The sequence below is a fragment of the Actinoplanes sp. NPDC051388 genome (assembly GCF_055586225.1).
On record NZ_JBVJIP010000012.1, the window covers coordinates 191,042 to 207,677 of the forward strand.

The window sequence follows — 16,636 nt, forward strand, 5'->3', positions numbered from 1 at the left end:
GACCGCTGAGCCGGACCCGCTGAGCCGAACCCGGCTTTGAACTTCTCGGCCGCTCGGTCCGTGCTCTTGGATAGACGGTCACATCTCCGACGATCGTGTAACCCAAGCTTTACTTTCCGTCACAATGACATCGTGTGTCCGCCGCTTTACCTTCCCCATAAATGGGTAGAAGGAGGCCACGCGCAACGGCGATCATCGCTACGACAAGGGGGGAGGAGCGCTGATGGAGCGGGGACCTATGGCGCTCTTCGGGGCCATCGTCGCGATCGGCCTCGGCCCGGCTCTCTGGCTGGGCGTGCAGATCGGCGACGTCAACGTCACGCCGGCGCGGCAGCCGGTCGTGCAGAGCGAGCAGCAGGTGGATCCGGCCAAGATTCCGGGTGGTGAGGGCGCCGGCGAGGAGCCCGAGCAGCCGGCCGAGGTGATCCCCCAGCCGAAGCGCAAGGCCAGATATACGCCGATGACCACGGCGCCGACCGCCGACCCGTCGGAAAGCGCGACGTCGGACCCGGACGACGACCAGCCGGGCAAGCCGTCGGACTCGGTCGATCCCACACCGACCGACGACGAGACCACGCCGCCGACCGAGGGCACCACCGAGCCGACCGATCCGTCGGAGGGCGAGGACGACGGCGCGGCCCCGCCGGCCCCGGACGACCCGGGTGACGGCGGCGCCGGCGCCGGCGCCGAGCAGCCGCAGACCTAATCAGCCTTGGTGAGGGCGACGACCGGGATCGTCCGGTCGCCCGCCCTCTCCTGGTGTTCGGTGAAGAACGGGTAACGGCGCTGGATCTCCGCCCAGGACCGGTCATAGTCACCGCCGGTGAGCGGCCGTGCCTCGGCGGGAAACTCGCGGCCCGGCAGTTCGACCTGCACGCGCGGGTCGGCGAGCAGGTTGAGGTACCACTGCGGGTCGTCCGGCGCGCCGTTGTTCGAGGCGATCACCAGGTAACGGTCCTCGTCCGGCAGGTACATCATCGGGCTGGTGCGGTGCTCGCCGGTGCGGCGGCCGACCGTGGTCAGCAACAGCAGCGGCCGGTCGCCGATCGACTTGCCGCCGTCGGCGCGGAACTCCTCGATCAGCTTGGCGTTGTGGGCCAGCATGTCGTCCGGCATCGTCATGACGCGTTCCCCTCCGGCTGTTCCGACAGATAGTGATCCAGTAACCCGGCAGCGGTCTCCGCGAACATCGCGCGCAGCTCCGGCGGCTCCAGGACTTCCGCGTCCGCGCCGAGTTTCAGCAGCTCGGTGTGCCCGTGCTTGATCGACTCGATGGGCACCTCGGTGATCAGCCGGCCGGTCTCGTCGGGCGGGCCGGCCCGGGCGCGGGCCACCCGGGACATCTCCGGCGGGAACACGAACACCATGAAGTCGAGCGCGCGGGTGGTCATCCGGACCGTCGCCGTCGCGGTGTAGACGCTGCTCTCGTACCGCTCGGTCCACTCGCGCCAGAACTCGGCCAGGTCGAAGCCCGGTGGCCTCTCGGCGGGCTCGTCGAGCAGCACGGCGTCCAGCACGCTCGACACCCGGTAGGCCGTGGCCCGCCCCGACGATCCGGCCGCCACCAGGTACCAGCGCCCGGCCTTGAGCACCACGCCGAGCGGGGACAGCGTGCGGCTCACGTCACGCGGCGCCTTCCAGCGGCGGTAGCGCACCGACAGCCGCTTGGCCTCCCACACCCCTTCGGCCAGGACGGCCAGGTGGGGCACCGGCTCGTCGGCCCGGAACCAGCCCGGTGCGTCGAGATGAAACCTTTCGCGTACGCGATCAGCCCGATCCGCCAACTCACCCGGCAGTGCCGCACGCAGCTTGAGCTGCGCCGCGGCCAGCACCGATCCGAGCCCGAGCTCGGCCGCCGCCCCGGGCATCCCGGCCAGGAACAGCGTCCCGGCCTCCGCGCCGGTGAGCCCGGTCAGCCGGGTGCGGTAGCCGTCCAGCAGCTGGTATCCACCGGCCGGCCCGCGATCGGCGAAGATCGGGACCCCGGAGGCGCCGAGCGACTCCACGTCGCGATAGACCGTGCGCACGGACACCTCGAGCTCCTCGGCCAGCGCGTGCGCGGTCATCCGCCCCCGGGTCTGCAGGAGCAGCAGGAGGGAGATCAGCCGACCGGCGCGCATCCGAGCACGATAACGCCGATGACTGACATCAGATGTCAGTCATCGGCGGGGAAACGAAACTCAGAGGGCGATGATCCGGTTCAGGATGTCGCGGTATCCGCGCAGCTCGACACGCAGCTTCTCGGTGTCCTCGCCGCCGTCGCCGGCGAACTGCTCCTTCTGCGCCTTCAGGCCGGCGGTCAGCTTGTCCACCGCCTCGTCGACCAGGGTGGCCGCCTCCGCGGTGGCCTCCTTGGGGCTGTCCACGAAGCGCAGCTGCACGTCGCGCCACCGGTCCTGGAACGACTGGGCGTCGTCACCGAACAGCGAGGTGACCGCGGCGGTCGCCGTCTCGCTGGGCTTGGTCTGCGCGGGGGTCTCGTCGGCGACCGCGACGGGCGTGACGGTCTCCGCCGGCGTGGTCACGTCGTTCTCGTGCTCGTCCTCGTGCCGGTCCGAGTCGTCCAGCGTCTCGTCGGTGACCGGGTCGACCGCCTTGGGGTCGTCGAAGTCCCCGTCGTCCTTCAGCGCCTCGTCCGAGTCCGAGTCCGAGTCGGAGCCGGTGTCGGAGTCGGAGTGCGTGACCACACCGTCCGGCCCGTAGGTCGTGGTGGTCGCCTCCGGCGTGGTGTCCGCCACGGCGTGGTCCGGCGGGGTGGGGTCCTCGTGCCCGTCGACCACGTCGGTGTCGTCCGTCCGGTCGCGGTCACGGTCGTCCAGGGCCTCGTCGACCCGGTTGCTCTCGCCGGTCTCGGTCACGGAGCTGTCGGTCGTGTCGGTGGTGTCGGTGGTGTCGGTGGTGTCGTGCCCGTGCACCGGCTCGTCGTCGGTGCGGTCCGTGTCGTCGGTGCGGTCCGTGTCGTCCGGCGTCGAGGACCACGGCGAGCTGGAGCGCTGCTGCGGCACCGGCACCGGGTCGGACTGCACCGTGTCGGACGGGGTGACGTCGGGTCGGTCCGGGTCGGCCTGCGCGTCCGGTTGATAGCCGCCGTCCGGCTGATAACCCTTTTCGCGGTCCTGCACGTCGACGTTCTTGGGGTCGTCCTGGTCGTCCTTGCTCTCGTTCGTGAAGAAACGCATCCTCGGGCTCCTCAGCGGCTGACGTCGTTGTTGTTCAGGGTTTTGGCATCGGTCTGGGCCGGGATGGCCGACGGCGCCGCCGCGGGGCGGTCCTCGGTGTCCGTCCGGGTGTCGGTCGCGGTGCGGCCATCGCCGGCAACCGGTGACTCGCCCAGCAGGTCGCCGAAGAGCGCGCGGTAGTGCACGAGCGCCTGGCGCAGGTCCTCGGTGCTCGCCTCGCCGTTCTGGCTGCGCGTGCTGATGTCGTGCGCGTCGCGGTAGTGGCCGAGGGTCCGCGCGTGGTCCACGGACAGGTTGGCCAGTTGGTCGTCGTAGTCGCCGGTCGGATAGCCGCGCTCGGCGATCAGACGGGTGACCAGGTCGTCGGCCGTGGTGACGGCCTGTTCCGGGCTGTCCACGAACTGGATCTGAACCTCTTCCCAGGCCGTGGCATAGCTCGCCTTCGACTCCGGGGACAGCTCCTTGAGCTCCAGCTCGGCGTGGCGCTTCTCGCGCTCGCGCAGTTCCTTCTCGCCGTCGGCGCGGCTGCCGGTATCGGCCACCACCCGGTCGTATTCCGGTCCGAAGGTGCTCTGCAGCTTGCGTCGCCGGGTCGCGCGCACCGCGAACACCGCGACGGCGGCGATGACGAGCAGCACGATGATGAGGACGATGACTTGTCCAGCGGACATGGGTTCCTCCTTCTCCGAAGGGGGTTATTCCCAGAAAGCGGGGGTCATCAATCCGGTTGCCGACACTCGACTTAACTTGAGCCAGTCCAGAAAGTACGATCAAGGCGCTGACCTCGGTAAACCGTGCCATTCGCGCGGAGTATCCGGACGATAACGGAAAATTCGGGGCAGCTAACGGTTCCTCGACCCGCATCGATTTCGTATCCTGCCGGAGATGCACGCTCCTCCAGAGGACGGAGTATCGGTCCCTGCCGTACACCTCGGGCGGAGCTAGATGAGAACCGGCTACTGGTCCATCCGTTCGAAGATCGTCGCGTTGGTGGCTGTGCCCCTCGCGGCGCTGCTCGCGTTATGGGTCTTCGCGACGGCGCTCACCGTGGGCCCGGCCTTCAACCTGCTGTCCGCGCAGACCCTGCTGGACACCGTCGGCCGGCCCGGCGAGGTGCTGGTCGGCGAGCTGCAGAAGGAGCGACGGGCGTCCGTGGTGCACCTCTCCGGCGACGCCGAGCAGCCGTCGGCCGCGCTCACCGCCCAGCGCGCGGCCACCGACCGCGCGGCCGCCGACTTCCGCCGGTCGGCATCGGGGGAGCAGGCGCAGGACGCGGCCAGCGACACGCTCCGCCAGCGGATCCGGCAGGTGCTCAGCGACCTCGGCGGGCTGGCCGCCAACCGCGTCCACATCGACCGCCGGGAGGTGGACGTGACCGGCGCGCAGGGCCTCTACAACGAGATGGTGGACAGCGGCTTCCTGATGTTCTCGGCGACCGCGTCGTTCGGCGACGAGACGGTGGACCGCCAGATCCGCGCGCTGACCACGGTCGGGCGAGGTCAGGAGCACCTGAGCCGGGCCGACTCGCTGCTGGCCGGAGCCGGCGTCGCCGGGCGGTTCGACGCGGCGGTCCGGGACGAGCTGATCCGGGCGATCGTCACCTCGCGCTTCCTGCTCGCCGAGGGGATCGCCGACCTGCCGGCCGCCGAGCGCACCACGTTCCAGCGGCTCAGCACGTCCGAGGCGTTCAGCCGGCTGCGCACCTATCAGGACACCCTGCTCAGCAGCGGCCAGGCCGGCTCCGCGCCGCCGGTCGGGCAGGAGAGCTGGAAGCCGGCGTACGACGCCTCGGCCCAGCAGCTGCGCGCGTTCGAGATCAACGCCACCGACGCCCTCGCCAAGCGCGCCAACCCGGTGGCCGTCCGGGTGCTGATCCGGCTCGGCGTCGCCGGGCTGCTCGGCCTGGTCGCCCTGATCATCTCGGTGGTCGTATCGGTGCGGGTGGGCCGCTCGATCGTCGGCCGGCTGCGGCGGCTCCGCGGCGAGGCGCTCGAGCTGGCCGACGAGCGGCTGCCCTCGGTGGTGCATCGGCTGCAGCGCGGCGAGGCGGTGGACGTGGCCGTCGAAACGCCGCCGCTGGAATACGGCAAGGACGAGATCGGCCAGCTCGGCCGGGCGTTCAACGAGGTGCAGACGACCGCCGTGCAGTCCGCGGTGGAGGAGGCCGCGGTCCGCCGCGGGCTCAACGAGGTGTTCCTCAACATCGCCCGTCGCAGCCAGACGCTGCTGCACCGCCAGCTCGCCCTGCTCGACCGGATGGAGCGCCGCGAGACCGAGCCGGACGAGCTGGAGGATCTCTACCGGGTCGACCACCTCGCCACCCGGATGCGCCGGCACGCGGAGGACCTGGTCATCCTCACCGGCGCGGTGCCCGGCCGCGGCTGGCGCCAGCCGGTCGCGGTGATCGACGTGGTGCGCGGCGCGATCAGCGAGGTCGAGGACTACAAGCGGATCGACATCACCGGCATCCACGAGTCGGCGGTGATCGGCCGGGCCGTCGGCGACGTCATCCACCTGCTCGCCGAGCTGATGGAGAACGCCACCGCGTTCTCGCCGCCGCAGACCCGGGTCGTGGTCAACGGCCAAATCCTCCCCAACGGGTACGCGCTGGAGATCGAGGACCGCGGCCTGGGCATGTCGCAGGAGACCCTGGACGAGGCCAACCGCAAGATGATCGAGCCGCCCGAGTTCGACCCGTCGGACAGCGCGCGACTCGGCCTGTTCGTGGTCGCCCGGCTGGCGCACCGGCACGGCATCAAGGTCTCGCTGCGTCCGTCGTCCCATGCCGGCATCACCGCCGTGGTGCTGATCCCGGCCGAGCTGATGACCGTCGCGCCGCCACCGCCCGGCCACGTGGACCACCGGCCGGCCGCCCGATCCGGCCCGCCGTCGGTCAACGGCGACCAGGCCGGTTGGGAACACCCGGCCGCGCTGGACTGGCAGGACCCGGACGCTACCCAGGTGGTGCCGCTGCAGGGCAGCATTCCGCGGCCGCGCCCGGCCTCGGAGCCGATCGCGGCCGTCGAACCGGCCGCGGGCAGCGGGCCCGCGGCGAGCTCCGTCGCCGAGGGGCTGTCGCCGGAGGGGCTGGTCCGCCGCCGCCGGGCGCCTAAGGAGACCATGCCGAAATCCGACAGTTTCCCGACCACCGAGACGACCAGGGAGGGATTGCCCAAGCGGGTCCGGCAGGCGAATCTGGTGCCACAGCTGAGGGAGCGGGCGCCCGAGGAGTCCGAGTCCGAGCCGGTCCGCACGCCTGACCAGATCCGCAGCATCATGAGCGCCCTGCAGAGAGGAACCACCCGCGGCCGGCTCGCCGCGGTCGGCATCGATCCGGATGCCACCCCCGCAACCGATCAGGCTTTGGATGAAGCGGCTACCGTCAATCTCCCGGTGGTCCGCGACGAGAAGGACGCATAGTGGCACAAGCTAAGCAGAGCGCGAACCTCACCTGGCTCCTCGACGAGTTGCTCGAGCGGGTGCCACCGGCGATGCAGGCGGTGGTCCTGTCCGCGGACGGGCTGATGATGGGCGCCTCGACGGGCGTGGCACGCGATGCGGCCGAGCACCTGTCCGCGATGGCGGCGGGGTTCCAGAGCCTGGCAAAGGGCGCGAGCCGGCACTTCCGGGCCGGCCCGGTGCGCCAGACGGTGGTCGAGATGGACAGCGCGTTCCTGGTCGTCACGGCGGCCGGGCAGGGGGCGTGCCTGGCGGTGCTGGCGAGCAGCGACGCGGACCTCGGGCTGCTGGCCTATGAGATGGCGATGCTCGTCACCCGGGTGGGCGAGTTCATGGAGGCGCCACAGCGCTCCCCGCTGCTGGGTCCCGATGGCCGCTGACCCGCTCCGCCGCCCGCACGAGTGGCTGGACCTCGACGCCGGCCCGGTGGTCCGGCCCTACGCGCTGACCCAGGGCCGGGTGGCCCCCTCCGACGGCGAGTTCGATCTGGTCGCGTTCGTGGTGGCGACCAGGTCCCCGATCCCGGCGGACGAGCTGCTGCAGCCCGAGCACCACGCGATTCTGGCCGCCACCCAGGACTCGGTGGTTGTCGTCGAGCTCGCGTCCAAGCTGGACCTGTCGATCGGGGTATTGCGAGTTCTGCTCGGTGATCTACGCTCGGCGGGTCTGATCTCCCTCTCCGAGCCGGCAGCGGCCGAGCAGCCGCACGACGTCGACGTACTCAAGGCGGTTGTTCATGGTCTCCGAGCGCTCTGACCGCGCCGGCGCCCGCATTCCGGTCGCACTCAAGATTCTGATCGCCGGCGGCTTCGGTGTGGGCAAGACCACCATGGTCGGCTCGGTCAGCGAGATCCGCCCGCTGCAGACCGAGGAGGTGCTCTCCGGCACCACCGGCGCCGACGACACCTTCGGCGTGGAGGGCAAGACCACCACCACGGTGACGATGGACTTCGGCCGGATCACCATCACCGACGACCTGCTGCTCTATCTGTTCGGCACCCCCGGGCAGGACCGCTTCTGGTTCCTCTGGGACGAGCTGGCGCAGGGCGCGCTCGGCGCGGTGGTGCTGGCCGACACCCGCCGGCTGGCCGACTGCTTCCCGTCGATCGACTACTTCGAGCAGCGCGGCACCCCGTTCGTGGTCGCGGTCAACCTCTTCGACCAGGAGCGCACGTTCGCGCCCGAGGCGGTGGCCACCGCCCTCGACCTGGACCCGGGCGTGCCCGTGGTGCTCTTCGATGCCCGCGAGCCGATGGGCGCGCGCAACGTCCTGATCGAGTTGGTCGAATACGTCGCCCGTCGCCAGCTGACGGCCGCGGGCCGGCGTTAGAGGCTTCTGGTTATATATCCAGACGTGACCGCATCAGGGGAGATCGTCTATGTCGGCAGTTACACCGGCGAGAGCGGCGGCGCGGGCGACGGCATCGCTCTGCTGCGGCGTGACCCGGCCACCGGTGACCTGACTCGCGCCGGACTGGCCGCGCGCACCCCGTCGCCCTCCTTCCTGGCCCAGCACCCCACCCGGCCGGTGCTGTACGCGGTGAACGAGATCGACGTCGGCGCGGTGACCGCCTTCGCGGTGGCGCCGGACGCCTCGCTGTCCGCCCTGGTGACCGTGCCGACCGGCGGCGCCCACCCCTGCCACCTCGCGGTCACCCCGGACGGCCGGCACCTGCTGGTGGCGAACTACTCCAGCGGCAGCGTCTCGGTGCACCCGCTGGACGGCGACGGCCGGCCGGCCGAGCGCTCGGACCTGCTCGACCTCGAGGGCCAGGGACCCGACCCGGACCGGCAGAAGGGCCCGCACGCGCACCTGGTGGCGCCGGACGCGACCGGCCACGTGCTGATCAGCGACCTGGGCGCGGACCGGGTGTGGCGGGCCCGGCTCGACCCGGTGTCCGGCCGCCTGGTCGACCTGACCGCGGCGATCGCCGCCACCCCCGGCACCGGCCCCCGCCACCTGCGGTTCACCCCGGACGGCGCGCTGCTGCTGGTCGGCGAGCTGTCCGCGGAGCTGAGCTGGCACCGGCCCGGCGCCGGCGGGCTGGACCGGCGCGGTGTGGTCGCGGCCACTACGGCCTCCGGCGTCGCCTACCCGTCCGAGCTGGCGGTCGGGCGGGACGGCCGGTTCGTCTACGTGGCCAATCGCGGGCCGGACACGGTGGCGGTCTTCGCCTGGGACGGCGACGCCGCGACGCCGATCGGCGAGGTGCCCACCGGCGGCGTGTGGCCGCGGCACCTGACCCTGCTCGGCGATCACCTGTATGTAGCGAACGAACGATCACACTCGGTCACGGTGTTGCGGATCGCCCCGGGGACCGGACTTCCTGTGCTTCAGGGCACACCGATCAGCGAACCGAGTCCGACTTGTTGTCTCCGTTGGGAACCGGCCTGATCTGCGCTTTTCCTCGGCATTCACCTACGCGCCGGAACCGCTCCGTCACGGTGCGTCTAGATAGCAATAGATATTTTCAATCCGAGTAAGTTTCGCCCCCAACGCGTATGGCATTCGGGGTCTCCGATGCGCAGTATGGAGCGCGTGTCTGGCCGCCATCGTCGAAACTTCAATCTCAGGGGCGCCGGTGTCATCGGAGCCGCGATGGCGATCGTCGTCGTCCTCGCCGGCTCCTGGCTCGGCTACCAACAGCTGTCCGACAAGGGCTGCACGGGACAGATCCCCCTGACCGTGGCCGCCGCGCCGGAGATCGCCCCGGTGATCGAGCAGACGGCCCAGCAGTGGATCACCGATGGCGCCAACGTCAGCGGCACCTGTGTCGTGGTCAACGTCTCCGGGGTCAACCCGGCCACGATGGCCGCCGCGGTGGCCCGCGAGCACCGGGTCTCGCTGACCGGTGTCGGCACCGCGTCGCAGGCCGTGGTCGTGCCGGACGTCTGGGTTCCGGACTCCCGCACCTGGCTGCTGCGCCTCAAGTCCGAGGCGTCCGGCTTCACGCCCAAGGACGGCGCGCCGATCGCGCAGAGCCCGGTCGTGGTGGCCATGCCCACGCCGGTGGCCGAGCAATTCGGCTGGCCCAACCGCAAGCTGGGCTGGAAAGACCTGCTCACCCAGATGACCAAGAGCACCAACGTGCGCACCGGCATCGTCGACCCGACCCGCGACGCGGCCGGCCTGGCCGGTCTGCTCGCGCTGGCCGGCTCGGCCGGTGACGACGCGAACGGGCTGGCGGCCAAGGTCGGCGCCCTGCGCGCACTGGCCGCGGGCAGCTCCGCGCTGCGCGACGACCTGCTGCAGAAGTTCCCGCGCTCGGCGGACGCGGCCGGCATCGCCAGTGGCCTGAGCGCCGCGCCGCTGTCCGAGGAGGACGTGGTCGCGTTCAACGCCGAGCAGCCGCCGGTGCAGCTCGCCGCGCTCTATCTCGAGCCGACCCCGCCGGGGCTGGACTACCCCTACGCGATCATGCCGCAGGTCGACCTGCAGCGCTCCGCCGCGGCCACCGGGCTGCGCCAGGTGCTGAGCACGCCGGCCTTCAAGAACGCACTGGCCGCGGCCGGTCTGCGTGGCCCCGACGGCAGCGTCGGCGAGGGCTTCGCGATGCCGGTCGGCGCGCCCGCCGCGACCCCGGCCGCGTCCAGCTCGGCCGCGCCGTCCAAGGGTGGCGCCGCCGCCTCGGGGCAGGACGCCGGCGCGATCAGCCAGGCGCTCGGCAGCTGGGCCGCGATCACGCTGCCCGGCCGGGTGCTCTCGGTCTTCGACATCTCCGGCTCGATGAAGAAGCCGGTGCCCAGCGCCGGTGGCCTGAGCCGCGCCGCGGTGACCCAGCGGGCCGCGCAACAGGGCCTCGCCCTGTTCGACGACAAGTGGTCGGTGGGGGTGTGGCTCTTCTCCACCGAGCTGGTCGGCAGACAGGCCTGGAAGGAAGTGGTGCCGATCAGTCCGCTGACCTCGGCACGCCAGGAGCTGCAGGCCGCGACGGCGCAGATCAAGCCCAAGGACGGCGGCGACACCGGTCTCTATGACACCGCGCTGGCGGCGTACAAAGAGGTGCAGAACGACTGGGTGGACGGCCGGATCAACTCGGTCATCCTCTTCACCGACGGGCGGAACGACAACCCCGACGGCCTGAAGAAGGAGCAGCTGGTCGCCGAGCTGAAGAAGGCGAACGACCCGAAGCGCCCGGTCCGCATGGTGATCATCGGCATCGGCAACGAGGTCAGCCAGTCCGAGCTGGAGACGATCACCAACGCGACCAGCGCCGGCAGCGTCTTCTTCGCACCCGACCCCGCCAAGATCAGCGACATCTTCCTGGAGGCGATCTCGTCCCGGGCCGGCGCCGCCGGCCGCTGAGCCGGGAAAGACGTCAGGCCGGGACGCCGGTCCAGTCCAGCACCACGGCGACGGCGTCGTCCTCCAGGAGGGCGCCGCCCAGATAGGTCCGCAGGTCACCGAGCAGCGACCGCACCGCCTCCAGTGGCGCCATCGCGCTCGATCTGCGCACGAAGCGGCGCAGCTGGGCCTCGCCATATCTCCCGGCCGTCTGCGCCGCGTCGGTCACGCCGTCGCTGACGATCACCAGGCGGTCGTCCCGGCTCAGGTCCATCCGCTGCGACCGGTAGTCGGTGGCCTCGAACATGCCGAGCGGGAACTGCGCGTCGAGGTCGGGGTTCGCGACCTCGCCCGCGCGCAGCAGCATCAGCGTCGGTGAGCCGGCGTCCACCACCTCCAGCACCCCGGTGGCCAGGTCGAGCTGCAGCAGCAGCGCGGCCACGTGTTCCGCACCCCGATGCTGGGCGAAGACCGCCTGGTCGGCCAGCGCCGCCTGATCCGCCAGCGGCAGGTTGGCGCGGCGGGCGTTGCGCAGCGCATAGGTCGCCAGCGAGGTCAGCATCGCGGCGGTCATGCCTTCGCCCATGCCGTTGAGCACCGCGAGCGACAGCACGCCTTCGCGCTCGGCCCAGTCGAAGCTGTCGCCACGCACCGCATAGGACGGCTCCAGCTGCCCCGCCAGGCTGAAGGACGGCCGGATCCGGCACCGCCCCGGCAACAGCTCCCACTGCATCTCAGCGGCCAGCGTGAGGCGTTGCGTGCGGGCCGCCATGGTGTAGCGATCGGTGCCCACGGTGGCCGACTGCAGCTCGTGCGCGAGCAGCGTGGCGATCTCGGCCAGCTCGCCGCGGCCCTCCTCCGGCACGCCCCGGCAGCGCAACACGCCCATCCGCTCGCCGCGCGCGGTCACCGGCAGATAGGTCATCGACCCGGCGAGCACCTCGGACTGGTGGTCGAAGCTGCGCCAGGCGGGGTCGCCCGGTTTGGTCACCGGCGAGCCGCGCAGCAGTGGCAGCAGCGCCGCCAGCCGATAGTCGATCAGCAGCAGATCGGTGTCGTCGATGCCGTATTCCGCGGCCAGCGCCGCACCCAGCGCCTCGACGACCTGGTCGGCCGGCGCGCCGGTGAGCGCACGCTGAACCGTTTGCCATGGGTCGCTCAACTGTTCACCCCCTTCGACAGTGTGGAGTCTGCGGGTAGTCTCTGCGGCACCATGGGCGAACACCATGGGCCGGATGGGCCTGACCCGATGAGCGCCGCAGCGCTTGACGACGCTGCGCAATCATTGCTGGCCACCTGGGACGCGGCCCGCGAGCAGAGCACCCCGAGACTGTCGTCTCCGCAGCTCAGCGCTCTGATGGTGGTGGAAAAGGAAGAGGGCATCAACCTGCGCGGGCTGGCCGGTCGGCTGCGCATGATCCTGTCCTCGGCGAGCCGGCTGTGCGATCGCCTGGTGGCCGCGGGCCTGGTCGAGCGGGTCCCCGGCCGGGTGGATCGGCGGGAGATCGCGCTCTATCTGACGCCGTCGTCGCGACAGCTGCTCGAGGAACTGCGGGCCGCCCGGCTGTCCATGCTGGTCACCGTGCTCGACCGGATGTCTCCGGCGGGCCGCGCCGCCCTGATCCGCGGCCTGAGCGAGTTCGCCTCCACGTCCGTGGAGCCCGATCGCAAGGCGCGCACCGCTTAAAAAGATCAAACTCTGGTCGCAGCCCGCTGGTGGGTGACGGACCGTCGCTCCCGCCGGGGCAGGCTCGCTGCGCTTCACCTGCGACCTGCGTGAGTGGTTGCGCTTCTTTCTCGGAACTACGTGGCGCCGGCCGCCACCGCGATGCCGAGTCCGACCAGCGTCACGCGGTCGTCGCGGCAACTTCGTGGCGGTGGCCGCCGAAGTCAGCGGGTGGCCAGGAACGTGGCCGGATCCTCGATGACCGCGCGCACCACCGACTCGGCCGCGCCCCGCATGGCGGCGTCCGGGCCCAGCGCGGCGGCGCGCAGGGTGATCGGCGCCAGGTCCGCGGTCAGCACGCGTTGCCGCAGCTCGGCCTCGATGCCGCCGCGCAGGCCGGGCAGCAGTGGGCCATAGATCCCGCCCAGCACGATGGTGTCCAGGTCGAGCAGGTTCACCACCGTGGACAGCGCGATGCCGAGCGCGGCGCCGGCCTCGGTCAGGTCCGAGAGCGGCGAGAGCTGGGCCGGCGACGTGACACCGGCGGCGCGCAGGATCGCCTCCTGTCCGGCGTACTGCTCCAGGCAGCCGCGGGCGCCGCAGCGGCACAGCCGGCCGGACGGATCGACCGGCAGGTGACCGATCTCGCCGCTCCAGCCGCGCACGCCCCGATAGAGGGCGCCGTCCAGGACGATGCCCGCGCCGATGCCGATCTCGCCGGACACGTACCCGAAAGAAGGCCTGCCCCCGGCGGCGCGCAACTCGCTCAGCGCGGCCAGATTGGCCTCGTTGTCGACCGTGACCGGCAGGCCGAGGGCCGCGGAGAGCACCGAGGCCGCGTCGACGTCGTGCCAGCCGAGGTTGGGCGCGACCCGGACCACTCCGTCCGCGGCGACCAGCCCGGGCACGGCCAGTGCGGCGGCGGCCGGGCGCGGACCGGCCGGCAACGCGGCGGAGGCCAGCCGGGCGAGCGCGGCCAGTGTCGCGGGCGGGTCGCTCAGGCGCTGGTCGGTGTGCGTCACGACGCGCCCGCGGACGACGCCGCCGAGGTCGATCACGCAGGCTGCCAGGTAGTCGACGTTGATCTCCAGACCGAGCCCGAGCGCGCCGTCGGGGGAGACCACCAGCCCGGTGGCCGGCCGGCCCGCACCGGCCCGCGGCGCCGGCGCCCGCTCGACCAGCAGTCCGCCGGCGATGAGGTCGTCGACCAGGGCCGACACGGTGGCGCGGGTGAGGCCGGTGATCGTCGCGGTGGCCGCCCGGGAGATCGGGTTTTCGCTGGTGGCGACCGTTTGCAACGCAAGCGCGAGATTGTGGGCTCGAACGCTCGACTGCCGCACCGGGACCGACGAAGAAGCCTGGATGCGTGCGGTCACGGCCTTGACAATGCCACATGGCCGCCAAATAATTCAACCAATAAACAAATCAACCCTGTTACGTGGAGGTAACCGTGACGGTCCAGCCCACCCGCGAGGACAAGTTCTCCTTCGGCCTGTGGACGATCGGGTGGACGGCCCGTGACCCCTTCGGCGACGCGACCCGAGAGGCACTCGACCCGATCGAGGCCGTGCACAAGCTCTCCGAGCTGGGCGCCTATGGCATCACCTTCCACGACGACGACCTGGTGCCGTTCGGCTCGGACTCGGCGACCCGCGACGGCATGATCGCCGGCTTCAAGAAGGCGCTCGACGAGACCGGCATGGTCGTCCCGATGGTGACCACCAACCTCTTCGCCCACCCGGTGTTCAAGGACGGCGGCTTCACCAGCAACGACCGCTCGGTGCGGCGCTACGCGCTGCGCAAGGTGCTGCGCAACATGGACCTGGCCGCCGAACTGGGCGCCAAGACCTTTGTGCTCTGGGGTGGCCGTGAGGGCTCGGAATACGACGTCGCCAAGGACGTGCAGGCCGCCCTGGACCGCTACCGCGAGGGTCTGAACCTGATCGCGCAATATTCCGAGGACCGTGGCTACGGCCTGCGCTTCGCCATCGAGCCGAAGCCGAACGAGCCCCGCGGCGACATCCTGCTGCCGACCGCCGGCCACGCCATCGCCTTCGTGCACGACCTCGAGCGGCCGGAGCTCTTCGGCATCAACCCCGAGGTCGGCCACGAGCAGATGTCGAACCTGAACTTCGCGCACGGCATCGCGCAGGCGCTGTGGCACGGCAAGCTATTCCACATCGACCTGAACGGGCAGCACGGCCCCAAGTTCGACCAGGACCTGGTGTTCGGCCACGGTGACCTGCTCAACGCGTTCGCGCTGGTGGACCTGCTGGAGCACGGCGGCCTGGCCGGCGGCGCGAAGTACGACGGACCGCGGCACTTCGACTACAAGCCGTCCCGCACCGAGAACTACGACGGCGTCTGGGAGTCGGCGAAGGCCAACATGCGGATGTACCTGCTGCTCAAGGAGCGGGCGCAAGCGTTCCGTGCGGACCCCGAGGTGCAGGCGGCGCTGGAGGCCAGCAAGGTCAAGGAGCTCGCCGTCCCGACGCTCAACCCGGGCGAGACGTACGACGACCTGATCAAGGACAAGGGCGCCTTCGAGGAGTTCGACGTCGACACGGCCGGCGCACAGGGATATGGATTCGTGAAGTTGCATCAGCTCGCCATCGACCACGTCATGCGGGCACGATGAACCCATGACCCTCGTTGCCGGGATCGACTCCTCCACCCAGTCCTGCAAGGTCGTGATTCGTGACGCCGAGACCGGCAAGCTGGTCCGGCAGGGGCGCGCGAGTCATCCGGACGGCACCGAGGTGCATCCGGACGCGTGGTGGAGCGCCCTGCGACAGGCGATCGACGAGGCCGGCGGCCTGGACGACGTGGCCGCCGCCTCGGTCGCCGGTCAGCAGCACGGCATGGTCGTGCTGGACGAGAACGGCGAGGTGGTGCGCCCGGCGCTGCTGTGGAACGACACCCGCAGCGCCGGCGCGGCCGCCGATCTCATCCAGGAGCTGGACGGACCCCAGGCGTGGGTCGACGCGGTCGGCATCGTGCCGGTCGCCAGCTTCACCCTCACCAAGCTGCGCTGGCTGGCCCGCACCGAGCCGGAGAACGCCGCCCGGGTCGCCGCGGTCTGCCTGCCGCACGACTGGCTGACCTGGAAGCTCAGCGGGTCGACCTCGATCGATGAGATCAAGACCGACCGCAGCGACGCCAGCGGCACGCTCTACTGGTCGGCGGCGCGCAACGAGTACCGCCCCGACCTGCTCGAGCTGGGCTTCGGTCGCCAAATCAGAACCCCCGAGGTGCTCGGCCCGACCGGGGTCGCCGGCCACCTGCCGAACGGCGCCCCGCTGGGCCCGGGCGCCGGTGACAACGCGGCGGCCGGCCTCGGCGCGGGCGCGCAGCCCGGCGACGTGGTGATCTCCATCGGCACCTCCGGCACGGTCTTCGTGTCCAGCGACGTGGCCCCCAACGACCCGAGCGGCACGGTGGCCGGCTTCGCCGACTGCACCGGCCGCTTCCTGCCGATCGTGGTCACGCTCAACGCGGCCCGGGTGCTCGACGCGGCCGCCAAGCTGCTCGGCGTCGGCCACGAGGAACTGTCCCGGCTGGCCCTGTCCGCCCCGGCGGGCGCCGACGGCCTGGTGCTGATCCCCTATCTGGAGGGCGAGCGCACGCCGAACCGGCCACTGGCCACCGGCGCGATCCACGGCCTCACGCTGAAGACCTCCGACCCGGCGCACCTGGCGCGCGCGGCGGTCGAGGGCATGCTCTGCGCGCTCGCCGGCGGCCTGGACGCGCTGGTGGAGCACGGCGCCACGGCCAACCGGATCGTGCTGGTCGGCGGCGGCGCGCGCAGCGAGGCGGTGCGCCGCATCGCGCCCGCCCTGTTCGGCCTGCCGGTGCTGGTGCCGCCGCCGGGGGAATATGTGGCCGATGGCGCGGCACGCCAGGCCGCGTGGGTCACCGCGGGCGGCGCGACCCCGCCCACGTGGTCCGCCGAGACCCCCGAGGTGTACGAGGACACGAGCGTCCCGCTGATCCGCGAGCAGTACGCGGCGGCCCGCGACGCGGTGATCGACCGCCCGGGCGGCTAAC

At 71.3% G+C, this 16,636-nt stretch carries 16 protein-coding genes; 10 read left to right on the forward strand and 6 right to left on the reverse strand.

Annotated features, from left to right (window positions below):
• Window positions 1-223 precede the first annotated feature (223 nt).
• Entirely contained in the window at window positions 224-706 is a 483-nt protein-coding gene (locus tag ACZ6TI_RS28680; RefSeq protein ID WP_465348269.1) for a hypothetical protein, read from the forward strand.
• On the opposite strand, the gene ACZ6TI_RS28685 is transcribed toward ACZ6TI_RS28680, so the two are convergent.
• Genes ACZ6TI_RS28685 through ACZ6TI_RS28700 form a run of 4 tightly spaced genes read right to left on the reverse strand, consistent with a single transcriptional unit; the run spans window position 703 to window position 3,850 of the window.
• Entirely contained in the window at window positions 703-1,122 is a 420-nt protein-coding gene (locus ACZ6TI_RS28685) for a nitroreductase family deazaflavin-dependent oxidoreductase (RefSeq protein WP_465348270.1), read from the reverse strand. The genes ACZ6TI_RS28680 and ACZ6TI_RS28685 overlap by 4 nt on opposite strands.
• Window positions 1,119-2,120 (reverse strand): helix-turn-helix transcriptional regulator, encoded by a 1,002-nt coding sequence (locus ACZ6TI_RS28690; protein ID WP_465348271.1) that lies wholly within the window; start codon window positions 2,118-2,120, stop codon window positions 1,119-1,121. The genes ACZ6TI_RS28685 and ACZ6TI_RS28690 overlap by 4 nt, the downstream gene beginning before the upstream one ends.
• A gap of 60 nt (window positions 2,121-2,180) precedes the next feature.
• Window positions 2,181-3,179: a hypothetical protein gene (locus ACZ6TI_RS28695; protein ID WP_465348272.1), complete on the reverse strand. Its 999-nt coding sequence runs from the start codon at window positions 3,177-3,179 to the stop codon at window positions 2,181-2,183.
• A gap of 11 nt (window positions 3,180-3,190) precedes the next feature.
• Window positions 3,191-3,850, reverse strand: coding sequence for a hypothetical protein (locus ACZ6TI_RS28700; protein WP_465348273.1), 660 nt, complete (start codon window positions 3,848-3,850; stop codon window positions 3,191-3,193).
• A gap of 319 nt (window positions 3,851-4,169) precedes the next feature.
• Between ACZ6TI_RS28700 and ACZ6TI_RS28705 the strand changes: the two genes are divergently transcribed.
• The 6 genes from ACZ6TI_RS28705 (at window position 4,170) to ACZ6TI_RS28730 (ending at window position 10,944) form a co-directional block, all read left to right on the forward strand.
• On the forward strand, window positions 4,170-6,599 hold the full coding sequence (locus ACZ6TI_RS28705; protein ID WP_465348274.1) for a sensor histidine kinase: 2,430 nt from the start codon (window positions 4,170-4,172) through the stop codon (window positions 6,597-6,599).
• Window positions 6,599-7,018 (forward strand): roadblock/LC7 domain-containing protein, encoded by a 420-nt coding sequence (locus ACZ6TI_RS28710; RefSeq protein WP_465348275.1) that lies wholly within the window; start codon window positions 6,599-6,601, stop codon window positions 7,016-7,018. Before ACZ6TI_RS28705 ends, ACZ6TI_RS28710 begins: the two co-directional genes overlap by 1 nt.
• The gene (locus ACZ6TI_RS28715; RefSeq protein WP_465348276.1) at window positions 7,008-7,394 is read left to right on the forward strand and encodes a DUF742 domain-containing protein; all 387 of its coding nucleotides are present in this window, start codon (window positions 7,008-7,010) and stop codon (window positions 7,392-7,394) included. Before ACZ6TI_RS28710 ends, ACZ6TI_RS28715 begins: the two co-directional genes overlap by 11 nt.
• Window positions 7,375-7,968: a GTP-binding protein gene (locus tag ACZ6TI_RS28720; RefSeq protein ID WP_465348277.1), complete on the forward strand. Its 594-nt coding sequence runs from the start codon at window positions 7,375-7,377 to the stop codon at window positions 7,966-7,968. The genes ACZ6TI_RS28715 and ACZ6TI_RS28720 overlap by 20 nt, the downstream gene beginning before the upstream one ends.
• A 24-nt stretch (window positions 7,969-7,992) precedes the next feature.
• On the forward strand, window positions 7,993-9,033 hold the full coding sequence (locus ACZ6TI_RS28725) for a lactonase family protein (RefSeq protein WP_465348278.1): 1,041 nt from the start codon (window positions 7,993-7,995) through the stop codon (window positions 9,031-9,033).
• Between the two features lie 204 nt (window positions 9,034-9,237).
• Window positions 9,238-10,944, forward strand: coding sequence for a VWA domain-containing protein (locus ACZ6TI_RS28730; RefSeq protein WP_465348279.1), 1,707 nt, complete (start codon window positions 9,238-9,240; stop codon window positions 10,942-10,944).
• Between the two features lie 13 nt (window positions 10,945-10,957).
• On the opposite strand, the gene ACZ6TI_RS28735 is transcribed toward ACZ6TI_RS28730, so the two are convergent.
• Window positions 10,958-12,085, reverse strand: coding sequence for a PP2C family protein-serine/threonine phosphatase (locus ACZ6TI_RS28735; protein WP_465348280.1), 1,128 nt, complete (start codon window positions 12,083-12,085; stop codon window positions 10,958-10,960).
• Between the two features lie 87 nt (window positions 12,086-12,172).
• On the opposite strand from ACZ6TI_RS28735, the gene ACZ6TI_RS28740 reads away from it, so the two are divergent.
• Entirely contained in the window at window positions 12,173-12,610 is a 438-nt protein-coding gene (locus tag ACZ6TI_RS28740) for a MarR family winged helix-turn-helix transcriptional regulator (protein WP_465348281.1), read from the forward strand.
• Window positions 12,611-12,813: 203 nt separating this feature from the next.
• Here ACZ6TI_RS28740 and ACZ6TI_RS28745 read toward each other — a convergent pair whose 3' ends face one another.
• Window positions 12,814-13,965, reverse strand: a complete 1,152-nt coding sequence (locus tag ACZ6TI_RS28745) for an ROK family protein (protein WP_465348282.1) — start codon at window positions 13,963-13,965, stop codon at window positions 12,814-12,816.
• Window positions 13,966-14,039: 74 nt separating this feature from the next.
• On the opposite strand from ACZ6TI_RS28745, the gene xylA reads away from it, so the two are divergent.
• Both xylA and xylB read left to right on the forward strand, forming a co-directional pair.
• Window positions 14,040-15,227, forward strand: a complete 1,188-nt coding sequence (xylA, locus tag ACZ6TI_RS28750; protein WP_465348283.1) for a xylose isomerase — start codon at window positions 14,040-14,042, stop codon at window positions 15,225-15,227.
• 4 nt (window positions 15,228-15,231) lie between these two features.
• Window positions 15,232-16,635 (forward strand): xylulokinase, encoded by a 1,404-nt coding sequence (xylB, locus tag ACZ6TI_RS28755; protein WP_465348284.1) that lies wholly within the window; start codon window positions 15,232-15,234, stop codon window positions 16,633-16,635.
• The last annotated feature ends 1 nt before the right edge of the window (window position 16,636 follow it).

Coding starts and splice junctions, on each gene's coding strand:
- ACZ6TI_RS28730 (WP_465348279.1), top strand. CDS start 9,238: ATGGCGATCGTCGTCGTCCTCGCCGGCTCCTGGCTCGGCTACCAACAG.
- ACZ6TI_RS28720 (WP_465348277.1), top strand. CDS start 7,375: ATGGTCTCCGAGCGCTCTGACCGCGCCGGCGCCCGCATTCCGGTCGCA.
- ACZ6TI_RS28740 (WP_465348281.1), top strand. CDS start 12,173: ATGAGCGCCGCAGCGCTTGACGACGCTGCGCAATCATTGCTGGCCACC.
- ACZ6TI_RS28690 (WP_465348271.1), bottom strand. CDS start 2,120: ATGCGCGCCGGTCGGCTGATCTCCCTCCTGCTGCTCCTGCAGACCCGG.
- ACZ6TI_RS28695 (WP_465348272.1), bottom strand. CDS start 3,179: ATGCGTTTCTTCACGAACGAGAGCAAGGACGACCAGGACGACCCCAAG.
- xylB (WP_465348284.1), top strand. CDS start 15,232: ATGACCCTCGTTGCCGGGATCGACTCCTCCACCCAGTCCTGCAAGGTC.
- ACZ6TI_RS28685 (WP_465348270.1), bottom strand. CDS start 1,122: ATGACGATGCCGGACGACATGCTGGCCCACAACGCCAAGCTGATCGAG.
- ACZ6TI_RS28715 (WP_465348276.1), top strand. CDS start 7,008: ATGGCCGCTGACCCGCTCCGCCGCCCGCACGAGTGGCTGGACCTCGAC.
- ACZ6TI_RS28680 (WP_465348269.1), top strand. CDS start 224: ATGGAGCGGGGACCTATGGCGCTCTTCGGGGCCATCGTCGCGATCGGC.
- ACZ6TI_RS28700 (WP_465348273.1), bottom strand. CDS start 3,850: ATGTCCGCTGGACAAGTCATCGTCCTCATCATCGTGCTGCTCGTCATC.